Source organism: Streptomyces sp. NPDC059169 (assembly GCF_042755225.1).
Taxonomy (GTDB): Bacteria; Actinomycetota; Actinomycetes; order Streptomycetales; family Streptomycetaceae; genus Streptomyces.
On record NZ_JBHZCF010000011.1, the window covers coordinates 79,001 to 98,649 of the forward strand.

Annotated in this window: 16 protein-coding genes, 1 tRNA gene and 1 pseudogene; 11 read left to right on the forward strand and 7 right to left on the reverse strand. The window is 70.8% G+C overall.

The window, feature by feature from the left end; genetic code table 11:
* Positions 1–88: 88 nt before the first annotated feature.
* Positions 89–754 carry a DUF461 domain-containing protein gene (locus ACFXOM_RS21195; protein ID WP_384936807.1) on the reverse strand — a complete coding sequence of 222 codons (666 nt, stop codon included), beginning with the start codon at positions 752–754 and terminating at the stop codon, positions 89–91.
* Between the two features lie 554 nt (positions 755–1,308).
* Between ACFXOM_RS21195 and ACFXOM_RS21200 the strand changes: the two genes are divergently transcribed.
* The 7 genes from ACFXOM_RS21200 (at position 1,309) to ACFXOM_RS21230 (ending at position 8,633) form a co-directional block, all read left to right on the forward strand.
* Positions 1,309–1,791 carry a CarD family transcriptional regulator gene (locus tag ACFXOM_RS21200; protein WP_017945956.1) on the forward strand — a complete coding sequence of 161 codons (483 nt, stop codon included), beginning with the start codon at positions 1,309–1,311 and terminating at the stop codon, positions 1,789–1,791.
* Positions 1,792–2,305: 514 nt separating this feature from the next.
* A complete protein-coding gene (gene ispD, locus ACFXOM_RS21205) occupies positions 2,306–3,076 on the forward strand; it encodes a 2-C-methyl-D-erythritol 4-phosphate cytidylyltransferase (RefSeq protein WP_384936810.1) in 771 nt (256 codons plus the stop codon).
* Positions 3,066–3,563 carry a 2-C-methyl-D-erythritol 2,4-cyclodiphosphate synthase gene (gene ispF / locus ACFXOM_RS21210; RefSeq protein WP_384936813.1) on the forward strand — a complete coding sequence of 166 codons (498 nt, stop codon included), beginning with the start codon at positions 3,066–3,068 and terminating at the stop codon, positions 3,561–3,563. The genes ispD and ispF overlap by 11 nt, the downstream gene beginning before the upstream one ends.
* A gap of 93 nt (positions 3,564–3,656) precedes the next feature.
* A complete protein-coding gene (locus ACFXOM_RS21215) occupies positions 3,657–4,064 on the forward strand; it encodes a PPOX class F420-dependent oxidoreductase (RefSeq protein ID WP_384936816.1) in 408 nt (135 codons plus the stop codon).
* A gap of 85 nt (positions 4,065–4,149) precedes the next feature.
* The gene (gene cysS, locus ACFXOM_RS21220; RefSeq protein WP_384936819.1) at positions 4,150–5,550 is read left to right on the forward strand and encodes a cysteine--tRNA ligase; all 1,401 of its coding nucleotides are present in this window, start codon (positions 4,150–4,152) and stop codon (positions 5,548–5,550) included.
* 132 nt (positions 5,551–5,682) lie between these two features.
* Positions 5,683–6,633, forward strand: coding sequence for a 23S rRNA (guanosine(2251)-2'-O)-methyltransferase RlmB (gene rlmB / locus ACFXOM_RS21225; protein WP_384936822.1), 951 nt, complete (start codon positions 5,683–5,685; stop codon positions 6,631–6,633).
* 284 nt (positions 6,634–6,917) lie between these two features.
* Positions 6,918–8,633, forward strand: coding sequence for a DoxX family protein (locus tag ACFXOM_RS21230; RefSeq protein ID WP_384936825.1), 1,716 nt, complete (start codon positions 6,918–6,920; stop codon positions 8,631–8,633).
* Positions 8,634–9,089: 456 nt separating this feature from the next.
* Here the strand turns inward: ACFXOM_RS21230 and ACFXOM_RS21235 are convergent, their stop codons facing one another.
* From ACFXOM_RS21235 to ACFXOM_RS21245, 3 genes are all read right to left on the reverse strand, one after another.
* A complete protein-coding gene (locus tag ACFXOM_RS21235) occupies positions 9,090–9,806 on the reverse strand; it encodes an NDP-sugar synthase (protein WP_384936828.1) in 717 nt (238 codons plus the stop codon).
* A 78-nt stretch (positions 9,807–9,884) separates the two neighbouring features.
* Positions 9,885–10,307, reverse strand: coding sequence for a hypothetical protein (locus tag ACFXOM_RS21240; protein ID WP_384936831.1), 423 nt, complete (start codon positions 10,305–10,307; stop codon positions 9,885–9,887).
* Positions 10,308–10,521: 214 nt separating this feature from the next.
* Positions 10,522–11,658, reverse strand: coding sequence for an ABC transporter ATP-binding protein (locus ACFXOM_RS21245; RefSeq protein ID WP_384936833.1), 1,137 nt, complete (start codon positions 11,656–11,658; stop codon positions 10,522–10,524).
* Between the two features lie 220 nt (positions 11,659–11,878).
* Here ACFXOM_RS21245 and ACFXOM_RS21250 point away from each other — a divergent pair.
* A tRNA-Thr gene (locus ACFXOM_RS21250) sits at positions 11,879–11,952 on the forward strand.
* A 92-nt stretch (positions 11,953–12,044) separates the two neighbouring features.
* Here ACFXOM_RS21250 and ACFXOM_RS21255 read toward each other — a convergent pair.
* Both ACFXOM_RS21255 and ACFXOM_RS21260 read right to left on the reverse strand, forming a co-directional pair.
* Positions 12,045–12,819, reverse strand: a pseudogene (locus ACFXOM_RS21255) (integrase); the annotation flags it as partial.
* A gap of 311 nt (positions 12,820–13,130) precedes the next feature.
* Positions 13,131–13,436, reverse strand: coding sequence for a hypothetical protein (locus tag ACFXOM_RS21260; RefSeq protein WP_384936839.1), 306 nt, complete (start codon positions 13,434–13,436; stop codon positions 13,131–13,133).
* 409 nt (positions 13,437–13,845) lie between these two features.
* Here ACFXOM_RS21260 and ACFXOM_RS21265 point away from each other — a divergent pair, with 409 nt between their 5' ends.
* The 3 genes from ACFXOM_RS21265 (at position 13,846) to ACFXOM_RS21275 (ending at position 18,010) form a co-directional block, all read left to right on the forward strand.
* Positions 13,846–14,586, forward strand: coding sequence for a hypothetical protein (locus tag ACFXOM_RS21265; RefSeq protein ID WP_384936841.1), 741 nt, complete (start codon positions 13,846–13,848; stop codon positions 14,584–14,586).
* A gap of 276 nt (positions 14,587–14,862) precedes the next feature.
* Positions 14,863–16,548 (forward strand): TROVE domain-containing protein, encoded by a 1,686-nt coding sequence (locus tag ACFXOM_RS21270; RefSeq protein WP_384936844.1) that lies wholly within the window; start codon positions 14,863–14,865, stop codon positions 16,546–16,548.
* Between the two features lie 610 nt (positions 16,549–17,158).
* Positions 17,159–18,010: a serine hydrolase gene (locus ACFXOM_RS21275; protein ID WP_384936846.1), complete on the forward strand. Its 852-nt coding sequence runs from the start codon at positions 17,159–17,161 to the stop codon at positions 18,008–18,010.
* Between the two features lie 68 nt (positions 18,011–18,078).
* On the opposite strand, the gene ACFXOM_RS21280 is transcribed toward ACFXOM_RS21275, so the two are convergent.
* Positions 18,079–19,473, reverse strand: a complete 1,395-nt coding sequence (locus ACFXOM_RS21280; protein ID WP_384936849.1) for an NAD(P)/FAD-dependent oxidoreductase — start codon at positions 19,471–19,473, stop codon at positions 18,079–18,081.
* Between the last annotated feature and the right edge of the window lie 176 nt (positions 19,474–19,649).

Genomic DNA, 19,649 nt, shown 5'->3' on the forward strand with positions numbered 1-19,649 from the left:
GATCACTTCCGGTGGGGCGCCGCCGTACGCACGGTCCGCCGATCGGCCGGGTCGGTGTCCCGTCCCCGGCCGGTACCGCGTGCTCGGGTCAGTGGCCCGCGTTCTCGGAGGCCGAAGCGGCGTCCGAGGGGCTCGACGAGGCGTTGTCGCCGCCCTGCACGCCCTCCGCGGGCGCCGACGGGCTGCCGCTGGGGGTGCCCGACGGAGCGGCGGCCGACGGCGTGGCGGAAGCCTGGGGCGCCTCCGACGGGCCGTAGTCCTTGAAGTAGCTGGCGGCCGGGACCACGAAGGCGTTGATGGCGACCTCGCCGGTCTGGCTGAACCGGAAGACGACCTTCTGAGAGTCGCCGTTCTTCGCGGCTTCGCGGCCCTTGTCGATGACGGCGGACGCATTGCCCTTGCCGCCGAGGACGAGGGAGCCGCCCGCCGGAACCGTCAACGGTCCCGAGCCGGTGGCCGGGCTGAGCTTCACGGGCGCGCTGGAGCCCGCCAGCGTGATCGACTCGATGGTCTGCTGCTCGGTGCCGTTGTTGAACAGCGTCGCCGTGACGACGGCCGGACCCTCTGCGGTCGGCTCGGGCTGAGTGATCACCGACGCGTTCTGGATCTTGACGTCGCCCACGGACGTGGCGGCGTTGTCCGGCTTGACCTGGAGCGTCTGCGCATCGTTGCCCGCAGCGCATGCGGAGAGCGAGGCGATCGAGATCACAAGGGCAGAGGCGGCGAGGGTGCCGCGTCGAAGGCTGCTGCTCACGGCGGCGGCATCTCCTAAGACGTACGGAGGGGCTAAGGGTCTGTCAGCGGGCTTAGGTTACCGACCGCCCGTCGGGGGCCCGCACCCGACCCGCCCCCGGGGCTCCCCGACTCGGCCGGTGCCGGACCGGGGCACTCCCCGCCGTATGGATTTCGTCTGCCGTTCACATAACCCGGATGATCAATTCCGCAGACCATCGCGCATTCGCCCAGGAAATCCGACGCGCGCCATCGAAGATCAATTCCAGAAATTTTCCGGACGTACCTCCGGATGGGTGAGCGAGCCTCGAACGGAGTACGGGAAGTACACTGCCTGGAATCGGGCAAATCGGGACTTTCGTGCGCTTGAGCAGGGGCTGTGGTGCGTGTAACGTGCGCGTTTCTGTGCGTACGCTTAGCCGCTCCCACCTGCGAATACCCCCCTCCGGAAGGCGCCCGCAGCACGTCCATGTTGCTGTTGTCAAGCCCCGAGATATGCCCTGACCTGCGAAAACGCCATTCAGAAGACGCGGTTCTCGTGTTACCCTGGATAGCCACGGAAGGGGTACCTGTCACATGACGTTCAAGGTTGGCGACACCGTGGTCTATCCCCATCACGGGGCCGCGCTGATCGAGGCCATCGAAACTCGCCAGATCAAAGGCGTGGACAAGACCTACTTGGTGCTCAAGGTCGCCCAGGGCGACTTGACGGTTCGTGTGCCGGCGGACAATGCGGATCTCGTTGGCGTGCGCGATGTGGTCGGTCAGGACGGGCTGGACCGGGTCTTCGACGTGCTGCGTGCGCCGTACGCCGAGGAGCCGACGAACTGGTCCCGTCGCTACAAGGCAAATCTCGAGAAGCTCGCCTCCGGCGATGTCATCAAGGTCGCCGAAGTGGTGCGTGACCTGTGGCGTCGCGAGCGCGAGCGCGGTCTCTCCGCAGGGGAGAAGCGCATGCTGGCCAAGGCTCGCCAGATCCTGGTGAGCGAGCTGGCTCTCGCGGAGAACACCAACGAGGACAAGGCCGAGGCCCTGCTCGACGAGGTCCTCGCGTCCTGACGCACGGTCCTGGTGCATGGCCTGACGCCAGGCAAGCGTCCACGGTGCAGAACTGAATGCCGCGGTGCCCGCTGACCAGCTAGAAGTTGTGTCGCCGGGCACTGCGGCATGTTCACCGGACCCGGAAGGCGCCTCGTATCACGGGGCCGTGCATGACAAGGCCGTGCATCACAAGGCCGTGCATGACAAAGGCCGTGCATCACATGACCGTGCGCCATACGACTGCGCCACACGACCGATGGCGCACGATCCACGCAGGTCCCCGTCCCCCACGACCCCCGTTCTCCCCGCAGGCGTTCTCCCTGAATACCGGGCCCGGGCAGCTGGCTCGACCAGTCGTCACGGAAGGGTCCGGTCAAGGCGGCGCGCCCGGCACCCCCCAACCGTCGGTTGGGGTACGCCCAGGCCATACCCATGTCGGCCGAGGGAACAAACCTGGCCATGCCAAGTCACCCCCGTCGCGCCCCGGTGGGCGGGCCGTGACTCCCCGACTCGATCCCCCGGAGTGGAACCGATGTCAGACCACACGCGCACCGGCCGCACCGCCGTGGTGATCCCCGCGGCAGGCCGGGGCGTACGGCTCGGCCCGGGTGCCCCCAAGGCGCTGCGCACGCTCAACGGCACCCCCATGCTGATCCACGCCGTCCGCGCCATGGCCGCGTCCAGAGCCGTGTCACTCGTCGTGGTGGTCGCCCCGCCCGACGGCGCCCTCGAGGTCAAGAACCTGCTCGACGAGTACGGGCTGCCCGGAGGCACCCCCAGCGGGAGCTGGGGGCGGACCGACTACCTCGTGGTGCCCGGTGGCGAGACCCGCCAGGATTCCGTGCGCCTCGGCCTCGCGGCGCTCCCCGAGACGATCGACATCGTCCTCGTGCACGACGCCGCCCGCCCCCTCGTCCCCGTCGACACCGTCGACGCCGTCGTCGAGGCCGTACGGGACGGCGCCCCTGCCGTCGTGCCCGCCCTGCCGCTCGCCGACACCGTCAAGCAGGTCGAGCCGCGGGAGAAGGGCGAGCCCGAGCCCGTCGTCGCCACCCCCGAGCGGGCCAGGCTGCGAGCCGTCCAGACCCCGCAGGGCTTCGACCGCGCCACGCTCGTGCGCGCCCACGAGACCGTGGCCGTCGCAGGGGACGGCGCCACCGACGACGCCGGAATGGTCGAGCAGCTCGGCGTACCCGTCGTGGTCGTCCCCGGCCACGAAGAGGCGTTCAAGGTCACCCGTCCGCTGGACCTCGTGCTCGCCGAGGCCGTACTCGCCCGCAGGAGGGCCAACGATGGCTTCTGACACCCCCGTGACCGCCATGCCCCGCGTGGGCATCGGCACCGACGTGCACGCCTTCGAGCAGGGCCGGGACCTGTGGTGCGCCGGCCTGCTGTGGCCCGGCGAGGACGGCCTCGCCGGGCACTCCGACGGGGACGTGGCCGCGCACGCGGCCTGCGACGCACTGTTCTCCGCCGCGGGTCTCGGCGACCTCGGGGCCCACTTCGGCACCGACCGACCCGAGTGGTCCGGTGCCTCCGGCGTCACCTTGCTCGCGGAGGCCGCGCGGATCGTCCGCGAGGAGGGCTTCGAGATCGGCAACGTCGCGATCCAGGTCATCGGCGTCCGGCCGAAGGTCGGTCGGCGCCGCGCCGAAGCCCAGAAGGTGCTCGGTGAGGCGGCCGGTGCGCCGGTCTCCGTCTCCGGCACCACCACGGACGGCCTCGGGCTCACCGGCAGGGCCGAAGGGCTGGCAGCGATCGCCACCGCATTGGTATTCCGCGCGTCCTGACCGCACAGGTGCGCCCGCGTGGGGTAGACGCCATGGTGACGCAAGGGGATGATCCCTGCGCACCGCGTGCACCGAGTTCAGGAGGACAGCACCGTGACCGCCTCGCTCAGCGACGAGCTCAAGGAACTGCTCGACAGGCCCGTGTTCGTGAACCTCGCCACCATCCAGCCCGACGGGAGCCCCCAGGTCTCTCCCGTCTGGGTCATGCGGGACGGCGACGACGTCCTGATCTCGACGACCCTCGGCCGCCGGAAGGAACGGAACCTCCGGCGCGACCCGCGGGCCACCGTGCTGGTGCAGCCCTTCGACGCGCCGTACACGTACGGCGAGATCCGCGGCACCGCCAGCCTCACCACCGAGGGGGGGCAGGAGTTGATCGACGAGTTGTCCGTGAAGTACACCGGCAAGCGGTACGCCGAGTTCAACCCGGCGGCCGGTGAGGACGCACCGCGCGTGGTCGTCCGGATCACTCCGCGCAAGGTCGTCGGCGCGCTCGCCTGAGCGGATCAAGCTCCCTGGTCACGATCCCGCCCCGCGTTCCCGGAACGGGCGCGGGGCACTGCCCGGGGCCCACTACTCTTGAGTGGTGACTATTCGGCTGTACGACACCAACGCCCGGCAGATCCGCGACTTCGTCCCGCTTGCGCCGGGCTGTGTCTCGATCTACCTGTGTGGCGCGACCGTGCAGTCCGCCCCGCACATCGGGCACATCAGGTCCGGACTCAACTTCGACATCATGCGCCGCTGGTTCGCCTACCGCGGCTACGACGTCACGTTCGTGCGGAACGTGACGGACATCGACGACAAGATCATCGCCAAGGCCGCCAGCCAGAACCGGCCCTGGTGGGCCATCGGATTCGACAACGAGCGCGCCTTCAACGCCGGCTATGACGCGCTCGGTTGCCTGCCGCCCACCGTCGAACCACGGGCCACCGGACACGTCACGGAGATGGTCGAGATGATGCGCGGCCTCATCGAGCGGGGCCACGCGTACGCGGCCGACGGCAACGTCTACTTCGACGTCCGCTCGTTCCCCGGCTACCTGGAGCTGTCCAACCAGGACCTCGACGACCTGCGGCAGCCGTCCGGCGAGGGCGAGACCGGCAAGCGCGATCCGCGGGACTTCGCCATGTGGAAGGCCGCCAAGCCCGGCGAGCCGTCCTGGGAGACCCCGTGGGGGCGTGGGCGCCCCGGCTGGCATCTGGAGTGCTCGGCGATGGCCCACAAGTACCTGGGCAGCGCCTTCGACATCCACGGCGGCGGAATCGACCTGATCTTCCCGCACCACGAGAACGAGATCGCACAGGCCAAGGCATTCGGTGACGACTTCGCGTCGTACTGGGTGCACAACGCCTGGGTGACCTTGAGTGGCGAGAAGATGTCGAAGTCGCTCGGCAACTCGGTGCTCGTCTCCGAGATGGTCAAGCAGTGGCGTCCCGTCGTGCTGCGCTACTACCTCGGTTCCCCGCACTACCGCTCGATGATCGAGTACAGCGAGGAGGCCTTGCGCGAGGCCGAGTCGGCGTTCGCGCGGATCGAGGGCTTCGTGCAGCGGGTGGTCGAGAAGGCCGGCGGCGTCGTCGAGCCGGCGGCCGAGGTGCCGCCCGGGTTCGCCGAAGCCATGGACGACGACCTGGGGGTGCCGCAGGCGCTCGCGATCGTCCACACCACGGTCCGGCAGGGCAACTCCGCTCTGGCCGCCGACGACAAGGAAGAGGCCGTCGCCCGCCTCGCCGAGGTGCGGGCCATGCTCGGCGTCCTCGGCCTGGACCCGCTCGATCCGCACTGGGCAGGCGAGGCCGACCGCGGCGAGGACCTGTACGGCGTCGTCGACACCCTGGTGCGCATGGTCCTGCAGCAGCGGGAGTCCGCACGGTCCCGCAAGGACTGGGCCACGGCGGACGCCATCCGCGACCAGCTCAACCAGTCCGGCCTCGTCATCGAGGACGGCCCGGACGGCCCCCGCTGGACGCTGGGACCGAGCTGACCCGCGACGCGTGCCGCCCGGCCGCCCGGGCGGCACGTTTTCGCCGGTGCCGCGGCACACTTTGATACAGACACCCGCGTGTGACGCACGCACGCGACCGCAGACTCGGAAGATTCAGGGAAACCGATAGCCATGGCCGGGAACAGCCAGCGCAGGAACCGCCGTACGTCCAACAAGAAGGGCGCGACGGTCGGCAGCGGTGGCAAGCGGCGCCGCAGCCTCGAGGGCAAGGGCCCGACGCCGCCCGCCTCCGCGCGCAAGGGCCATGTGAAGAACCGCATCGCCAACGCCAAGGCCAAGCAGGCACAGCGGCGGCCCGTCGCCCGCCGGGGCGGCAAGGGCTCGTCCGAGATGGTCGTCGGCCGCAACCCGGTCTTCGAGGCGCTGCGCGACGGCGTGCCCGCGACGACGCTCTACGTGCAGCAGTTCATCGACAACGACGAGCGGGTCCGCGAGGCGCTCCAGCTCGCGGGGCAGCGCGGCAACATCAACCTGATGGAGGCCCCGCGAGCCGAACTCGACCGGATGACGAACGGGCTGAACCACCAGGGGCTCGTCCTGCAGGTGCCGCCGTACGAGTACGCGCACCCCGAGGACCTCGCGGCCGCGGCTTTCGACGACGGTGAGGACCCGCTGATCGTCGCCCTCGACGGGGTCACCGACCCGCGCAACCTCGGTGCGGTCGTGCGTTCGGTCGCGGCCTTCGGCGGCCACGGAGTCGTGGTGCCCGAGCGCCGCGCCGCGGGCATGACCGCCGGCGCCTGGAAGACCTCGGCGGGCACTGCGGCCCGCACCCCGGTCGCCCGCGCCACCAATCTGACCCGTGCCCTCGAGGCGTACCAGAAGGCGGGCATCACGGTCGTCGGTCTCGCCGCTGACGGCGAGGTCGAGGTCGGCGAGCTCGAGGCGCTGGACGGCCCGGTCGTCATCGTCGTCGGCAGCGAGGGCAAGGGCCTGTCCCGACTGGTCGGCGAGACCTGTGACTTCCGGGTCCGCATCCCGATGCCCGGCGGTGCCGAGTCGTTGAACGCGGGTGTGGCCGCGGGGGTCGTGCTCTACGAGGCGGCGCGTCGCCGGGGCTGAACCGCAAGGGCCGTGCCCTGTGCCCGCATGCCCGGCACGGCCCGCTTCCTCACCGGGGCCCGTGTCCCCCTGCACCGCGGGCCCCTCCGGGCACGGGAGCCGGCGTCCGGTCGCACGGGTCCCCAGCACGGTGCCGGGCGGTCCTGCACCCGTACTCGGGCGAGCGAGGCACGGTGGTTTCGGCAGGGGGCGGTGAGGCGGCGCGCACACCGTAACGATCTTGACGGGTCTCGGACATTTCGGGGCCGTCAAGGCAGTGTCCTAACGACAAGTCACTCGGTTAGATGAGTGTGGACACCAGAACGCCCCGCCCCGGGTTCGACGAGCACCCTGCCCTGAGCACGGTCAAGGTGAACTGCGATCCCGCGCAGGTCATCGTGAACCACGCCAGCTTCCGGGTGAAGCTCGCCCCGTCCCCGAGCCCGCACACCGCCTGGGCCATGGCGGACACCGCCAGGATCCCGGCCTTCAGCGGCGCCCGCGTGGCGACGCGCCGCCGTGCACCCGTTGTGTGGAGCGGGAAGTCCGCTCCGGGGGACCCGGGGGCGACGGGTCTGCTGCAGGCCGTGCGCAACAGCGGGTCGGTCCGGCACACCGGTGGTTACGACGGCGTGGGCTACGCCGGGGGCGGTCTCGACACCGGCGGCTACGGCGGACACCACGGCGGGGCGGGCGCAGTCCGCCAGGATGCGGGCGCAACCCAGGTCATCCCGCACATCGACCTCACCCCCGACACCCCCGACACCCTGCCCACCCCCGTCGTCAGCCGCCGGCGTCCCCCGCTGCTGCCGCAGATGCGCCAGGCGGAGGGCGCGTACGACGCGTACGAGCCGTACGGGCGGGAGGCCGAGGAGGCGACGGACTTCACGCCCGGGGGCCGCATCGGGGGCCGTGCCGGCGCACGCGCCGCGCGCGCTTCTGCCGTGTCCGGCAACCCGTCCGCCGGAGTGCGGCACGCCTACTACCCGGGCCGCCGCATGAACCTCGGCGTCGTCCTCCTCCCGCTCCGGGTCTTCCTCGGCCTCATCTCCGTGTACGCCGGCATGGGCAAGCTCTGCGATCCCGTCTACTTCGACGGCGGCGAGCGCGGATCCATGGTGAAGTGGCTGACGAAGCTCGATCCGTGGGCCATTGCCGAGCCGCTGCGCGACTTCGCAGTGTCGCACCCGGTCGGTGCCGGCCTCACCGTGGCGTTCCTCGAGGTGGTCGTGGGCGTGCTCACCTGCCTCGGGCTCTGGCAGCGGGTCGCCGCCGTCGTAGGGGCCCTGCTCTCCGCCGCCCTGATCATGACCGTCAGCTGGCGGACCGTCCCGGTGTACGACGCACCCGACATCATGAACCTCGCCGCCTGGTCCCCGTTGATCATCGCCGGTGCTCCGGTCTACTCCGTGGACGCGCGGCTCGCGGGCGAGGCTTGGCGGAAGCTCGGCCCGCGCTCGGAGCTGTGGGAGCTGCGCCGCCGCGTGCTGCGGCGCGGCGGCATCATGGCCGCCGTCGTGGTGGGTCTGACGCTGCTGATCGGTTCCGTCCTCGGTGCCGCCGTGCGCTCCACGGACCTCGTGACCGTACCGGGACCGGACGTGGCGCCGACCAACAACCTCCCGGGCGCTCCGCTGCCCAGCGAGTCCGGCGGGCGCAGCGCGTACCGGGAGCACCAGCGGCGGGCCGACCCGTCCGAGAGCGGCTCCAGCAGCCCTTCTGCGACGCGGACCGGGCCGTCGGAGAAGCCCGGCGGGTCCGAGCGCGTCGGTGGGGCGGGGACGCCCAGTGAGTCCCGGGGCACCGGGCAGCAACCGCGCAGGCAGGAGCCGGCGAACCCGCCGACCGACAGCTCCGGCCCGTCCTCCAACGGCGGTTCCGACGGCGGTGCCTGGGGCGGCGGTACGAGCGGCGGCGGCCGCACGGGTGGCGCCGGTGACGGCGGCTCCAACAGCAGCGGGGGCGGCTCCGGGAGCTCGGGCGGTGGCAACCGCAACCCGATCGGGGGCCTGCTGGGCTGACGCCGTCCCACTCCGGTCCCACGCCCCCGCGGACAGCGGGGGCGTGGACATGTGCGGCAGCGCGGTGCGTTCCAAGCCGGGCTACGGCGCGCCGCATCGGGACGAGGTGACGCCTGGCCTTCGGGGCGCGTTGCGCGGGGATCGAGGGGTTTGGGGTGGCGCTCATGCGTCGTGGCTGGCGGGGAGATGCGGCGCCGGGATCTTCATCGGGCGGGCAACGAGCAGCCCGGACGCATCGGAACGGAGTTCGCCGCGAGCGTGGGGTCCGCGAGGGCAGCGGGAAGGCCCGCACCGGGCGAGGGCGACTTCTCGTCGAGGGCGGCTTCCAGGGGCCGCTTCGACCAGGGGCGGAGGCGGTGGGGCGGTCGCCGCCGGAACTCGCGACGGATCCGGGCCCGTCCCTCACGGGCGATCGCTCACGGCGCGGGACCGTCCCTCACGGTGCGGGGCGATCGCTCACGGCGCCGGGGTGGTGAGCTCCCTCGCCGCCTCGGTGAGGTCCTTCGCCGTGTCGATCGCCCGCCAGTACGCCCCCTGGGGCAACGGGAATCCGGCCAAGGCCCGCTCACGGGCAAGCTTCGGGAACGTGGTGCGCTCGTGGTCGCCGCGGTCGGGCAGTAGGCCCCGGAACGCCGCGGAGAAGACGTACACGCCCGCGTTGATGAGGTAGGGGGACGGCGGCGACTCGATGAAGTCGAGGACGTGGCCGAACTCGTCGGTCTCCACGGCACCCCACGGAATCCGCGGTCGAGCCAGTGCGAGGGTCGCGACGGCGTCGCGTTCCGCGTGGAACTCGGCCATCTCGCGCAGTGAGAAACGCGTCCAGATGTCGCCGTTGGTGGCGTACCAGGGCAGCTCCGGGTCGGGGAGGCTCGCCGCGGCGTACTTGAGGCCACCGCCCCGCCCCAGCGGCTCCGACTCGACGACGGTGGTGACCCGGAGCGGCAGATCGGCGGTCGCCAGCCAGTCCTGCAGCACCTCGGCGAGGTGGCCACAGGAAACCACGGCATCGGTCACGCCCTCGGCGGCCAGCCAGGCGAGCTGATGGCCGATGATCGGGGTCCCGGTTCCGGGGATCTCGACCATCGGCTTGGGGCGGTTGTCGGTGTACGGGCGCAGCCGCGAGCCCTGGCCGCCCGCCAGGACCACGGCCTGCGTCGGATGCATGTGCATACGGGCACGATAAGGGCAGCCCCGTGGGACCCCGCTGCCCGGTCGTCCTACGGTCCTGCGGGTCCGTGTGCGGCTGGATCAGCTGCCCTGAGCCTGCTGGGAGACGCCAGCGGCGAAGGAGGTGTCGCAAACGGGCCGGGAGTACGACTGGGCGCGCGTCGGGCCGTACCTGGCCACCGCGGCGCGGCCGAGGTCCCTCGCGATCGACATGCAGTGCTGGGCGAGCGAGGGGCGGGCCTCGACCTCGCGCTGGAGACGGGTGAGCGCGACGCCGGGGTCCTTCTGCTGCAGCTCGGTGAGCAGCTTCTCGCGCAGAACCTCGTGCGGTGCACGGGACTTCGCACGAACCGAAACGTTCTGCGAGGACGCGGTGAGGATCTGGGACTCGGAGGTGCGCCCTGCCCACGGGACACTGGTGACCGCGAGCGTTCCGGACAGCACCAGGACGACGGGCAGGACGAGAGCGAGGGATCGGCCGATTCGGCGGGCTGAGTGGGTCACGCAGGCGAGCGTAGCGTTCAGTAGTTATACGGCGACATTTGGTCACTCTCGCGGGGGATGGTTCGAGTGAACTTTTCGAATCGACCGTTGACAGCCATGGGTGAATTGCCCGATCTGCCGGGGTATTTATCCCGCGTGTCCGGAGGCCCCCGCGCAAACCTCAGATGCGAGGGGGCCGTTCTCGGGCGTCAGGCCTTCAGGGTCGCGGCGGGACTCAGTCGCTGAGCCGCTCGCCCGTCGAGGTCGAGAAGACGTGCGTCTCGCCCGGACGCGGCACCACGTGCACCTCGGCGCCCTTCTGGGGGACGTTGCGCCCGTTGACCCGGACCACCAGGTCCTTGAGCTCGCCACCGACGTGGGCACTGCCGTAGACGTAGCCGTCCGCACCCAGCTCCTCGACGACGTTGACCGTCACGGCCAGGCCGGCGGGTGCGTCCGTCGCGTCCTTCGAGAGCGAACGCGCCGAAGACCCGTCCAACTCCACCACGTCGAAGTGCTCGGGACGGACGCCGACGGTCACGGTCCTGTCGCCCCGGTCGGCGGCGGCGGACAACGCCTCGCGCGACACCGGCACGACGCTGTTCCCGAACTTCACGCCGCCGTCGGTGATCGGCACCTCGACCAGGTTCATGGCCGGGGAGCCGATGAAGCCGGCCACGAAGAGGTTCGCCGGGCGGTCGTACATGTTGCGCGGGGAGTCGACCTGCTGCAGCAGGCCGTCCTTCAGCACGGCGACCCGGTCGCCCATCGTCATGGCCTCGACCTGGTCGTGGGTCACGTACACCGTGGTGATGCCGAGGCGGCGCTGGAGGCTCGCGATCTGAGTGCGGGTCGACACGCGGAGCTTGGCGTCGAGGTTCGACAGCGGCTCGTCCATCAGGAAGACCTGCGGCTCGCGCACGATGGCGCGCCCCATGGCCACGCGCTGCCGCTGACCGCCGGAGAGCGCCTTCGGCTTGCGGTCCAGGTACTCGGTGAGGTCGAGGATCTTCGCGGCCTCCTCGACCTTCTGCCGGATGGTGGCCTTGTCGACGCCGGCGATCTTGAGCGCGAAGCCCATGTTCGCGGCGACGGTCATGTGGGGGTAGAGCGCGTAGTTCTGGAACACCATGGCGATGTCCCGGTCCTTCGGCGGGAGATGGGTGACGTCGCGGTCACCGATGCGGATGGCTCCGCCGTTGACGTCCTCGAGGCCCGCGAGCATGCGCAGGGAGGTGGACTTGCCGCAGCCGGAGGGGCCGACCAGAACGAGGAATTCGCCGTCCGCGATCTCGATGTCGAGCCCGTCGACCGCGGGCTTGGTGGAGCCCGGGTAGATCCGGGTCGCCTTGTCGAAAGTGACAGTGGCCATGGGTAAGGGGTCCCTTCTACCGGCAGGAACGTGCCGGACGATCCGAGTGGAAGGAAGACATGGGTCCGGCCCATGGAAATGGGCTTCGGGTGACGGTACCCCGGGATGTCCGTTCTGTCAGCAGTGGGGGCTGCGCGGACTCGGTCGCATCTCATGGTCGGGGCAAAGTGCGGCTGTGTAGAGTGGTGAGGCCTTCGCGCACCGCGATCACGTGCGCGGCGCCTCCTTAGCTCAGCTGGCCAGAGCAACGCACTTGTAATGCGTAGGTCGTCGGTTCGAATCCGACAGGGGGCTCTGTGGAAAGGCCCAGCTCCGCATCCCTGAGCTGGGCCTTTTCGTTCAACGGATACGACGGCGACGCCGGGCGGCCGCGTGGCGGGGCCGTCCTGTGGGCAGGGCGCCGGGCCGCCGCGCGTGGAGGTCATGTGCGTCCGGCGCTCCGGCGTACAGGGCTCGAAGCGGTGCAGGCGTGCTCCGCAGGCATGTGGGTCGGTGCAGTGTGCCGCCAGGCGAGGCGCTGGAGCTTCCAGTGCGGATGGAAGCTCTGCGTCCAGGTCCACGTCTTCCACCGCAGCCCCGAGTGCCTCATCCTGCCGGAATCCCATGCCGACACCGATCAGCACCGCATGAGGACGGGGTGCTTCGCCGCGGCGAGCGAGAACGCCTTGGCCTCCTCCGTCGTGAACTTCGCCTCGGTCCCGTCCATGGTCGGCGGGTCCACCAGCGTGGCGACGTTCTCCACGGTCATCCGGAGCCGGTGGGCGATCTTCAGAGCGAGGGACAGCACCCGGTGCACCTTCGCGGGACGGGATCCGGTGCAGCTTGAGGACGTGGGACGGGCCGTGCCCTCCGGGAGCGCGTCGGTCGGCGTACAGCCGCTCCAGGAGTTCGGGCGCGAGCCCGCCGAGGCGGTGTTCCCCGAGCCCGGGAACGATGCCGTTGCGAGCCTTGGACCAGTAGTCGTCCAGCGAGCGCGGCTTGAGCTTCAGGCTGGCGATCGTGGTGAGGCACCGTCGTCCACGCTTTCACCGTCGGCTTGGCGCGGGCAACGGAGCGCTCCTCGCCGCGTTGCTGCTCCAGCTCCTTGATCTTCGCCCGTCGTGGTGCGGACGTATCGCCAGCCCTCGCCGTGGGGTACGTCTCGAAGATCGGGTCCCGGATCGGGCTATTGCGGGCGCATGCGGTTCGTGCTGAGCCTCATCGAGCCTCGCTGCACCGCCGGTCAGGATCGACGGTGCAGCGAGGTGAAGCAGTACGGGCTGATCGCCCGCCAACCATAGGCAACGGATTCCGGTATGGCCCCGATGGGAATTCAGGTCAGGTAGTTCACCTGAATCTGATGCCCGTACCCGTTGCCGAACTCCGGTGACGCGCCGTCAAGGAAAACCACGCGTGCAAACGAGTAACCGGAATCGACGCTCATGTGATCCGGCCGGGTCCCGAGCGGGCCCGCGCCGAGCGCTCCCGGGCTGTCAGCCCAGGAGCCAGCCCAGTCCGAGCAGTCCACCGTGGTGGCCAGAAGCTCCCCAGACGCCACCCGCACTGCTCTGTGTCCGGGAGCTCATGGCCCCGCCAGGGCCCGCCATGGACTCGCCGGCGGAGTAGTAGCTCCCGCCGCCGACCGTCGTTCCGGTGGAAACGTAGCCGGTAGAAGCGCCACCCGGGCCCACACTCGTCATGCGCTGGTCGTACGAGTCGGCACTGGCCCCACCGGCCGTGAGCAGCACTACCGGAGCAACTACCGCAGCAACGGCCGCACCGCGCAGAAACATGCGCATAGGAAATTCTCCAATCCTCGTTCTGCCTCTGCGGGCCCGGTCCGGGCCCGCAATCGTGATTCGACGCCCGCGGCATCCCGGATTGGCAACTTTCCGAACCTCCGTAACTGTTCGAGACAAATGCGCAGACCCGAAGGGGCGAATCGAAAATTACTTCCACCTTTCTGGAGTAGCCGTCCGCATTACTTGGCCGCGACACGACCCACCGGGGACCGACGATCAGTGTGGCGACCCTCGTCGCGGTCCACTTCCGGTCCTCCGCGCTCAGGAGCGTGCCCCGGTCCTCGGTTGGAGAGGCGGCGACGCGTCGGTGTTCTGCCGGGTCTGCGGCGACGGTGGAGCGACATCCTGCGGGGGCGGGCCATATCCTGGACGGAGGTACCGGGCGGCGCCTCGCGAGGTGATCGAGATGCTCGACCTGTCCTCCGAGCTGTCGGACGTCCCCCCGCTCCGGGGGCGGGCACCCTGGGCCGACCACGAGTACGTCAAGGGGTGGGGCGTCTTCGGGCTCCCGTTCGACTCCGGCCATGTGCTCGCCCTGCGCGTCTTCCCGGAGAACTCCTTCGGGCCCTACCGCACCGTGTGGCACCGCGACCCGCTGGGCAACTGGACCATCCACGTCGACGGGGCGCGACTCGACACGGCCTGTCCCCGGTACTACGGCGCCGCGTGTGCCCGCACGGGTCCCGCGCGTATCGAGGTCACGTGGACGGGCCCCGCGTCGCTGCGCGTCACGATGGATGCTCCCCCGCTGGACTGGACCCTCACTGCCTCCTCGACCCCTCTCCTCGGGTTCCTCAACGGCATCGGTGCGGCGCTGCCGCTCGGGACATGGCGTTGCCGTTCGCTGGTGCGGGCGCGGGAGCTGGCCGCCCGCGCGCTGGGGATGGGCCGCCTGCAGATGACCGGGGTGATGCCGAGCGGGCACACCGGCACGCTCATGCCCCGGCGGATGTACTACGTCGACGCGTCAAGGGCCGTGCTCGACGGGGCCGACCTCGGCCGCCCGGTGCGGTTGCGGGAGAACCCGCGCATCGGAGACGTCCCGTTGCCCGCCCGAGGCGTCCTCGCCGTCGGCCAGGCCGTCTGGGAGATCCGGGACCGGGCCGAGTACGACCGCGTCCGTGCCGCTGCCGCGGGTCCCTTCTGACGTCGGGAGGAGCGGTGTGCGCCGGGCGACGACGCCGTTCCGGGGCCCTCGTCAGACGCGTCCGAACAATGCGGATGCGTGTCCGGAGCCGGCCCGGTAGCGTCCGTACGGACGTCTTCCGATGCGCGCGAGCCCCGGTTACTTCCTGACGACATCCCACCGGTGCCCATTTCTGATCTCGGGAGGCGTCTGCTTCCGTGTGCGCCGAGTGGCGCCTCGACCGCGTGTCGACGACCGCGTGACCCTCCCACCGCTACCCGCCAGGGGGACCTCTGCATGACCCAGTTCAACCGCCAGCGGGTCAAGGCCGAAGCCAGGAACGAGATCCAGGCCGAAATACCGGGCCTTACCGCAGGCGGAGCAACGTCCCCCCTTTCCACCCACGGGCGTTGGATCGTCACACCGTCACGAGCGGTACGGCCGAGGGTGGTTGTCCCGTCCCACGGCGGCGTACACCGGGGGACCGCCGGATACCGGCGGAGCCCGAAGTCCGAGCTCTTCCTGCTCGCCGCCGCCAACATGGTCGGACAGTCCACCTTCTACGAGGGCGCGCGTGACCGCGACGACCGCTACGCCCAGTTGATCCGCATGCTCGCGGTCGGCGACCCCGAGTGGACCCTGGGGCTGTTGCGCTGGCTCCGCACCGAAGCCAACATGCGGACGGCGTCGCTGGTGGGAGCGGCCGAGTTCGTCCGTGCCCGGTTGGACGCCCGGGCCGCCGGGTTCTCGCGGCAGGCCGTGGACGCTGTGCTGCAACGTGCCGACGAGCCGGGCCAGTTGCTGGCGTACTGGACCTCCCGGTACGGGCGGCGCCTGCCGCAGCCGGTCAAGCGCGGGATCGCGGACGCGGTGCGCCGGCTCTACACCGGCCGTGCGTTGGTGAAGTACGACACCGGGGCGCGGGGGTTCCGCTTCGGGGACGTCCTGGAGCTGACCCACCCGGCTCCGGCTCCCGACAGGCCGTGGCAGGGCGCGCTGTTCCGGTACGCGGTGGACCGCTGCCACCGCCGGGACAGGGCCGTACCGCCTGCGGGCGAGCCGCTGCTCACCGCCCACCGCACGCTGATGTCGGTTCCCGTCGGGGAGCGGTACGCACGGGTCACCGAACCGGGCGGCGCCGAGCGGCTGGCGGCGGCGGGGATGACCTGGGAGGTGTTGGCGGGCTGGCTGCAGGGCCCGCTGGACGCCGCGGTGTGGGAGGCCGTGATCCCGTCGATGGGAGTGATGGCGCTCGTCCGCAACCTGCGCAACTTCGACCGCGCGGGGGTCGGCGACCGGACGGCTGCCGACGTGGCGCGCCGGATATCCGATCCGGCCGGGGTGCAGCGCTCGCGGCAGTTTCCGTTCCGCTTCCTGGCCGCCCACCGCAACGTGTCGTCATCGCGGTGGGAGCAGCCACTGGAAGCGGCCCTCGGGCACTCGCTCGCGCACGTTCCGGCACTGCCCGGACGGACCCTGGTCCTGGTCGACCGGTCGGCCTCGATGTTCGACGCGGCCGGTGGGCACACCGAGCTCAACCGGGCGGACTCCGCGGCCGTCTTCGGTACCGCGCTGGCGATGCGCGCGGAGCGGGCCGACCTCGTCGAGTTCGGCACCGGCAGCCGGACCGTCGAGCTGGAGCCGGGCGGGACCGTCCTCGAGGCGCTGGGCCGGTTCCACGACCTCGGGGGCACCAACACCGCCGCGGCCGTGAGCCGGCACTACTGCGCACACGACAGGGTGGTCGTCGTCACCGACGAGCAGGCGTACCTGGCCCCCTACGTCGACACGTTCGCCGCCGTCCCCCGAAAAGTCCCCGTCTACACGTGGAACCTGGCCGGCTACGCCACGGGCCACGCGAGTACGGGTCCGCACCGTCACACGTTCGGCGGCCTCAGCGACGCGGCGTTCCGGCTGATCCCGCTCCTGGAATCGGGCCGAACGGCCGAGTGGCCCTGGGAGTGTGCCACGGACGCGCGGTGACCCCCGTTCGTCGTGGGGCCCGCGTCCCGGGCGCGCATCGCCCGGTGGACCGGGCGCGGGCCACGGCGTCTCCAGGTCGTCGTTGCGTTGTGACGGGCCCCACCATCCAAACCGTCCTCCCCGTGCGGCAGTAGCCGGTCGTCGGACCGGGCTCGCGTGGCTGGAACGGACCGTGCACGGTGCGCCGGCAGCTGCGGACGACGTCCCTGCCCCGACCGTCGTCCGGACCGCCGCGTGACGTCCGGTGTGATGTCCGGTGTGGTGTCCTCCTCACCTCATCGGCCGTCAGGGCATCCGTGCCGATACGCCTATCGGATGCACCGGCGGGCCGGGTCCACACCCGGCTTGTAGCGTCGAACCGCGAGCGCTCGCCACACCTGAATTCACCGGGGCCGCTCGTCGTCGAATCGTGCGGCGCGCTCGCGTCGGGACGGAAATGCCGCGGCGCCCGACAGCACGGACCGGGAGACGTAGAGAGGGGAGAGCATTGGCACTCACCAACGTGGCATCGAAGGCGGCTTGGGGATTGGTTCTCGCTGCGGTCTGCCTCTGGCCGGTGGTGCCCGTTCCCACGAAGACCGGTGCTGGTGACGGCGGGAGCACGAAGCTCATGTCGCAGCGGCTTGAAGGCGGGCCGGTCGAGTGCACGTCCGAGAGGCCCGAACTCGCCTATTCGCTCACCCGGGGCATTGCGAATTCGCTGGAGGAGCGTGCCAGTCGGGCTTCGGTGGTGCTGTACGACAGGGTCACGCACACCTACTGCACCTACGGCGCGGACCGGCACTACGACGCGGCGAGCACGGTCAAGCCGATAGTCCTGGGGGCGCTGCTCATGACGAGGGGCGCCCATCTGGCACAGAGGGAGCGTGACCTGGCCAGGAAGATGATCGTGAGTTCGGACAACGAGGCGACGTACGACCTGTGGGACACGGTGGGGCCCACGTCGATCCGGCGGTTCCTGGACCGCGCGGGGATGAAGGACACCACCCTGGACGAGTCGGGTCTCATGGGCCTCACGCAGGTGACGGCGAGGGACCAGGCACGGCTCCTCGAGCTGCTCACCGGTGACGACGACTCGGTCCTGGACGCCGAGGAGCGCTCCTACGTCCTGGGCCTCATGCACGACGTGCGGTCGGACCAGCGGTGGGGCACGCCGGCCGGGGCTCCGCTGGACGCCGCCGTCCAGGTCAAGAACGGCTGGCTCCAACGCTCCTCGACCGAGCTCATGAACCCTTGGGACCGCGGGGATTGGAAGGTCAACAGCATGGGGGCGTTCACCGGCCGCTCCTACGACTACGGCCTCGTGGTCCTCACGGAGAACAACCGGGTGCCTGAAGGGGCGTCGCCCGACGTCGGGTGGGACTACGGCATGGACACGATCGAAGAGGTGGCGAAGGTCGTCCACCGCGATCTGCACCCGGACCGGATGGCGCCCGTCTACCATCCGGCGCGCCCCCTCTGACGGCGTGACCCGGCGCCAGCCCGGCCGGACACCGTGCGGCACACCGGTTCCGGCCCGTGGTGCTTCCCTCAGTGCCGTCCGGAGATCCGGTCCGCGAGTGCGGCGATGCGGTCGGTGTCCGTCGTGGTGGCGGCGAGTTCGCGGTGGTCCGCGGACCGGTAGGCGGCATAGAGGGTGTGCACGCCGAACCAGCGCAGCGGTTCGGGCTCCCACTTGCGGACCTTGTGGTTGACCCACGGCAGGGAGGTGAGGTCGGTGGGTCCCGACTGGCCGGAGTCCTGCTGGACGAGGTCGCGCAGGGTGCGGGCGGCGAGGTTGGTGGTGGCGACCCCGGAGCCGACGTAGCCGCCGGCCCAGCCGAGGCCGGTGGAGCGGTCGAGGGTGACGGTGGCGCACCAGTCGCGGGGCACGCCGAGGACGCCGGACCAGGCGTGGTCGATCCCGGCCCCGGCGAGCTGCGGGAAGAAGCGGACGAGGAGCTCCCGGAGGGCCTCGACGGTGGCCTGCTGGGTGTGCCCGTCGTTGTCGGTGCGCGAGCCGTAGCGGTAGGGGATGCCGCGGCCGCCGATGGCGATGCGGTCGTCGGCGGTGCGCTGGGCGTACATGTACGCGTGGGCCATGTCGCCGAGGGTCTCGCGGCCTTCCCAGCCGATCTCGGTCCAGATGTCCTCGGGGAGGCGTTCCGTGACGATCATGGAGGAGTTCATCGGGAGCCAGGTGCGCTTCTGGCCCTTGAGCGTGGCGGTGAAACCCTCGGTGCAGCGCAGGACGTACGGGGCGCGGACGGTTCCGTAGGGGGTGACGGCGTGCTTGGGCCGGATCTCCGACACCGGGGTGGACTCGTGGATGGTGACGCCCAGTGCCTCGACGGTCGCTGCGAGCCCCTTGAGCAGCTTGACGGGGTGGAGCCGTGCGCCGTGCGGGGTCCAGCTCGAACCGACGGCCCCGGCGACGCGTATGCGGTCCGCGGTTTCGCGCGCGCCGTACAGCTCGCGGTCCTTCTCGCCGAAGGCGATCTCGGCGGCGTGGAGGTTCTTCAGACGGGCGAGCTGCGCCGGGGTGTAGGCGACCTGGAGGACGCCGCCCCGGTGGATGTCGGCGTCGATGTCCTCCTCCGCGGCGATGCGGACGACCTCGTCGACGGTGTCGTTCATGGCCTGCTGGAGGCGTACCGCGGCGTCATGGCCGTGAAGCCGTGCGTAGCGGTCCCGGCCGGCGATCCCGTTGTAGAGCCAGCCTCCGTTGCGTCCCGAGGCGCCGTACCCGCAGAACTTGGCTTCGAGGACGGTGATGTTGAGGAAGGGGACGGCCTTCTTCAGGTAGTACGCCGTCCACAGCCCGGTGTATCCGCCGCCGACGATGCAGACGTCGGCGGCTGCGTCGCCGGGCAGGGGTTCCCGGGGCGCCGGGATGCCGTCGTCCGCGTACCAGAAGGAGATGCCGCCGTTGATCGTGCTGCTCATGAGGCTGTTCGTACACCTGTGGTCATCGGCCTGTCCAGGGCGTTGGCGCAACGGGGGCGGTGGGCCCGGTGCAGCATCGGCATTACGGACGATCCGCCCGCGGTGCGGGCCGGAACGGGGGACCGTGCGCACGACCGTGGTCGGCGGACGCCCGGAACACCGGTGGCCACCGTGCC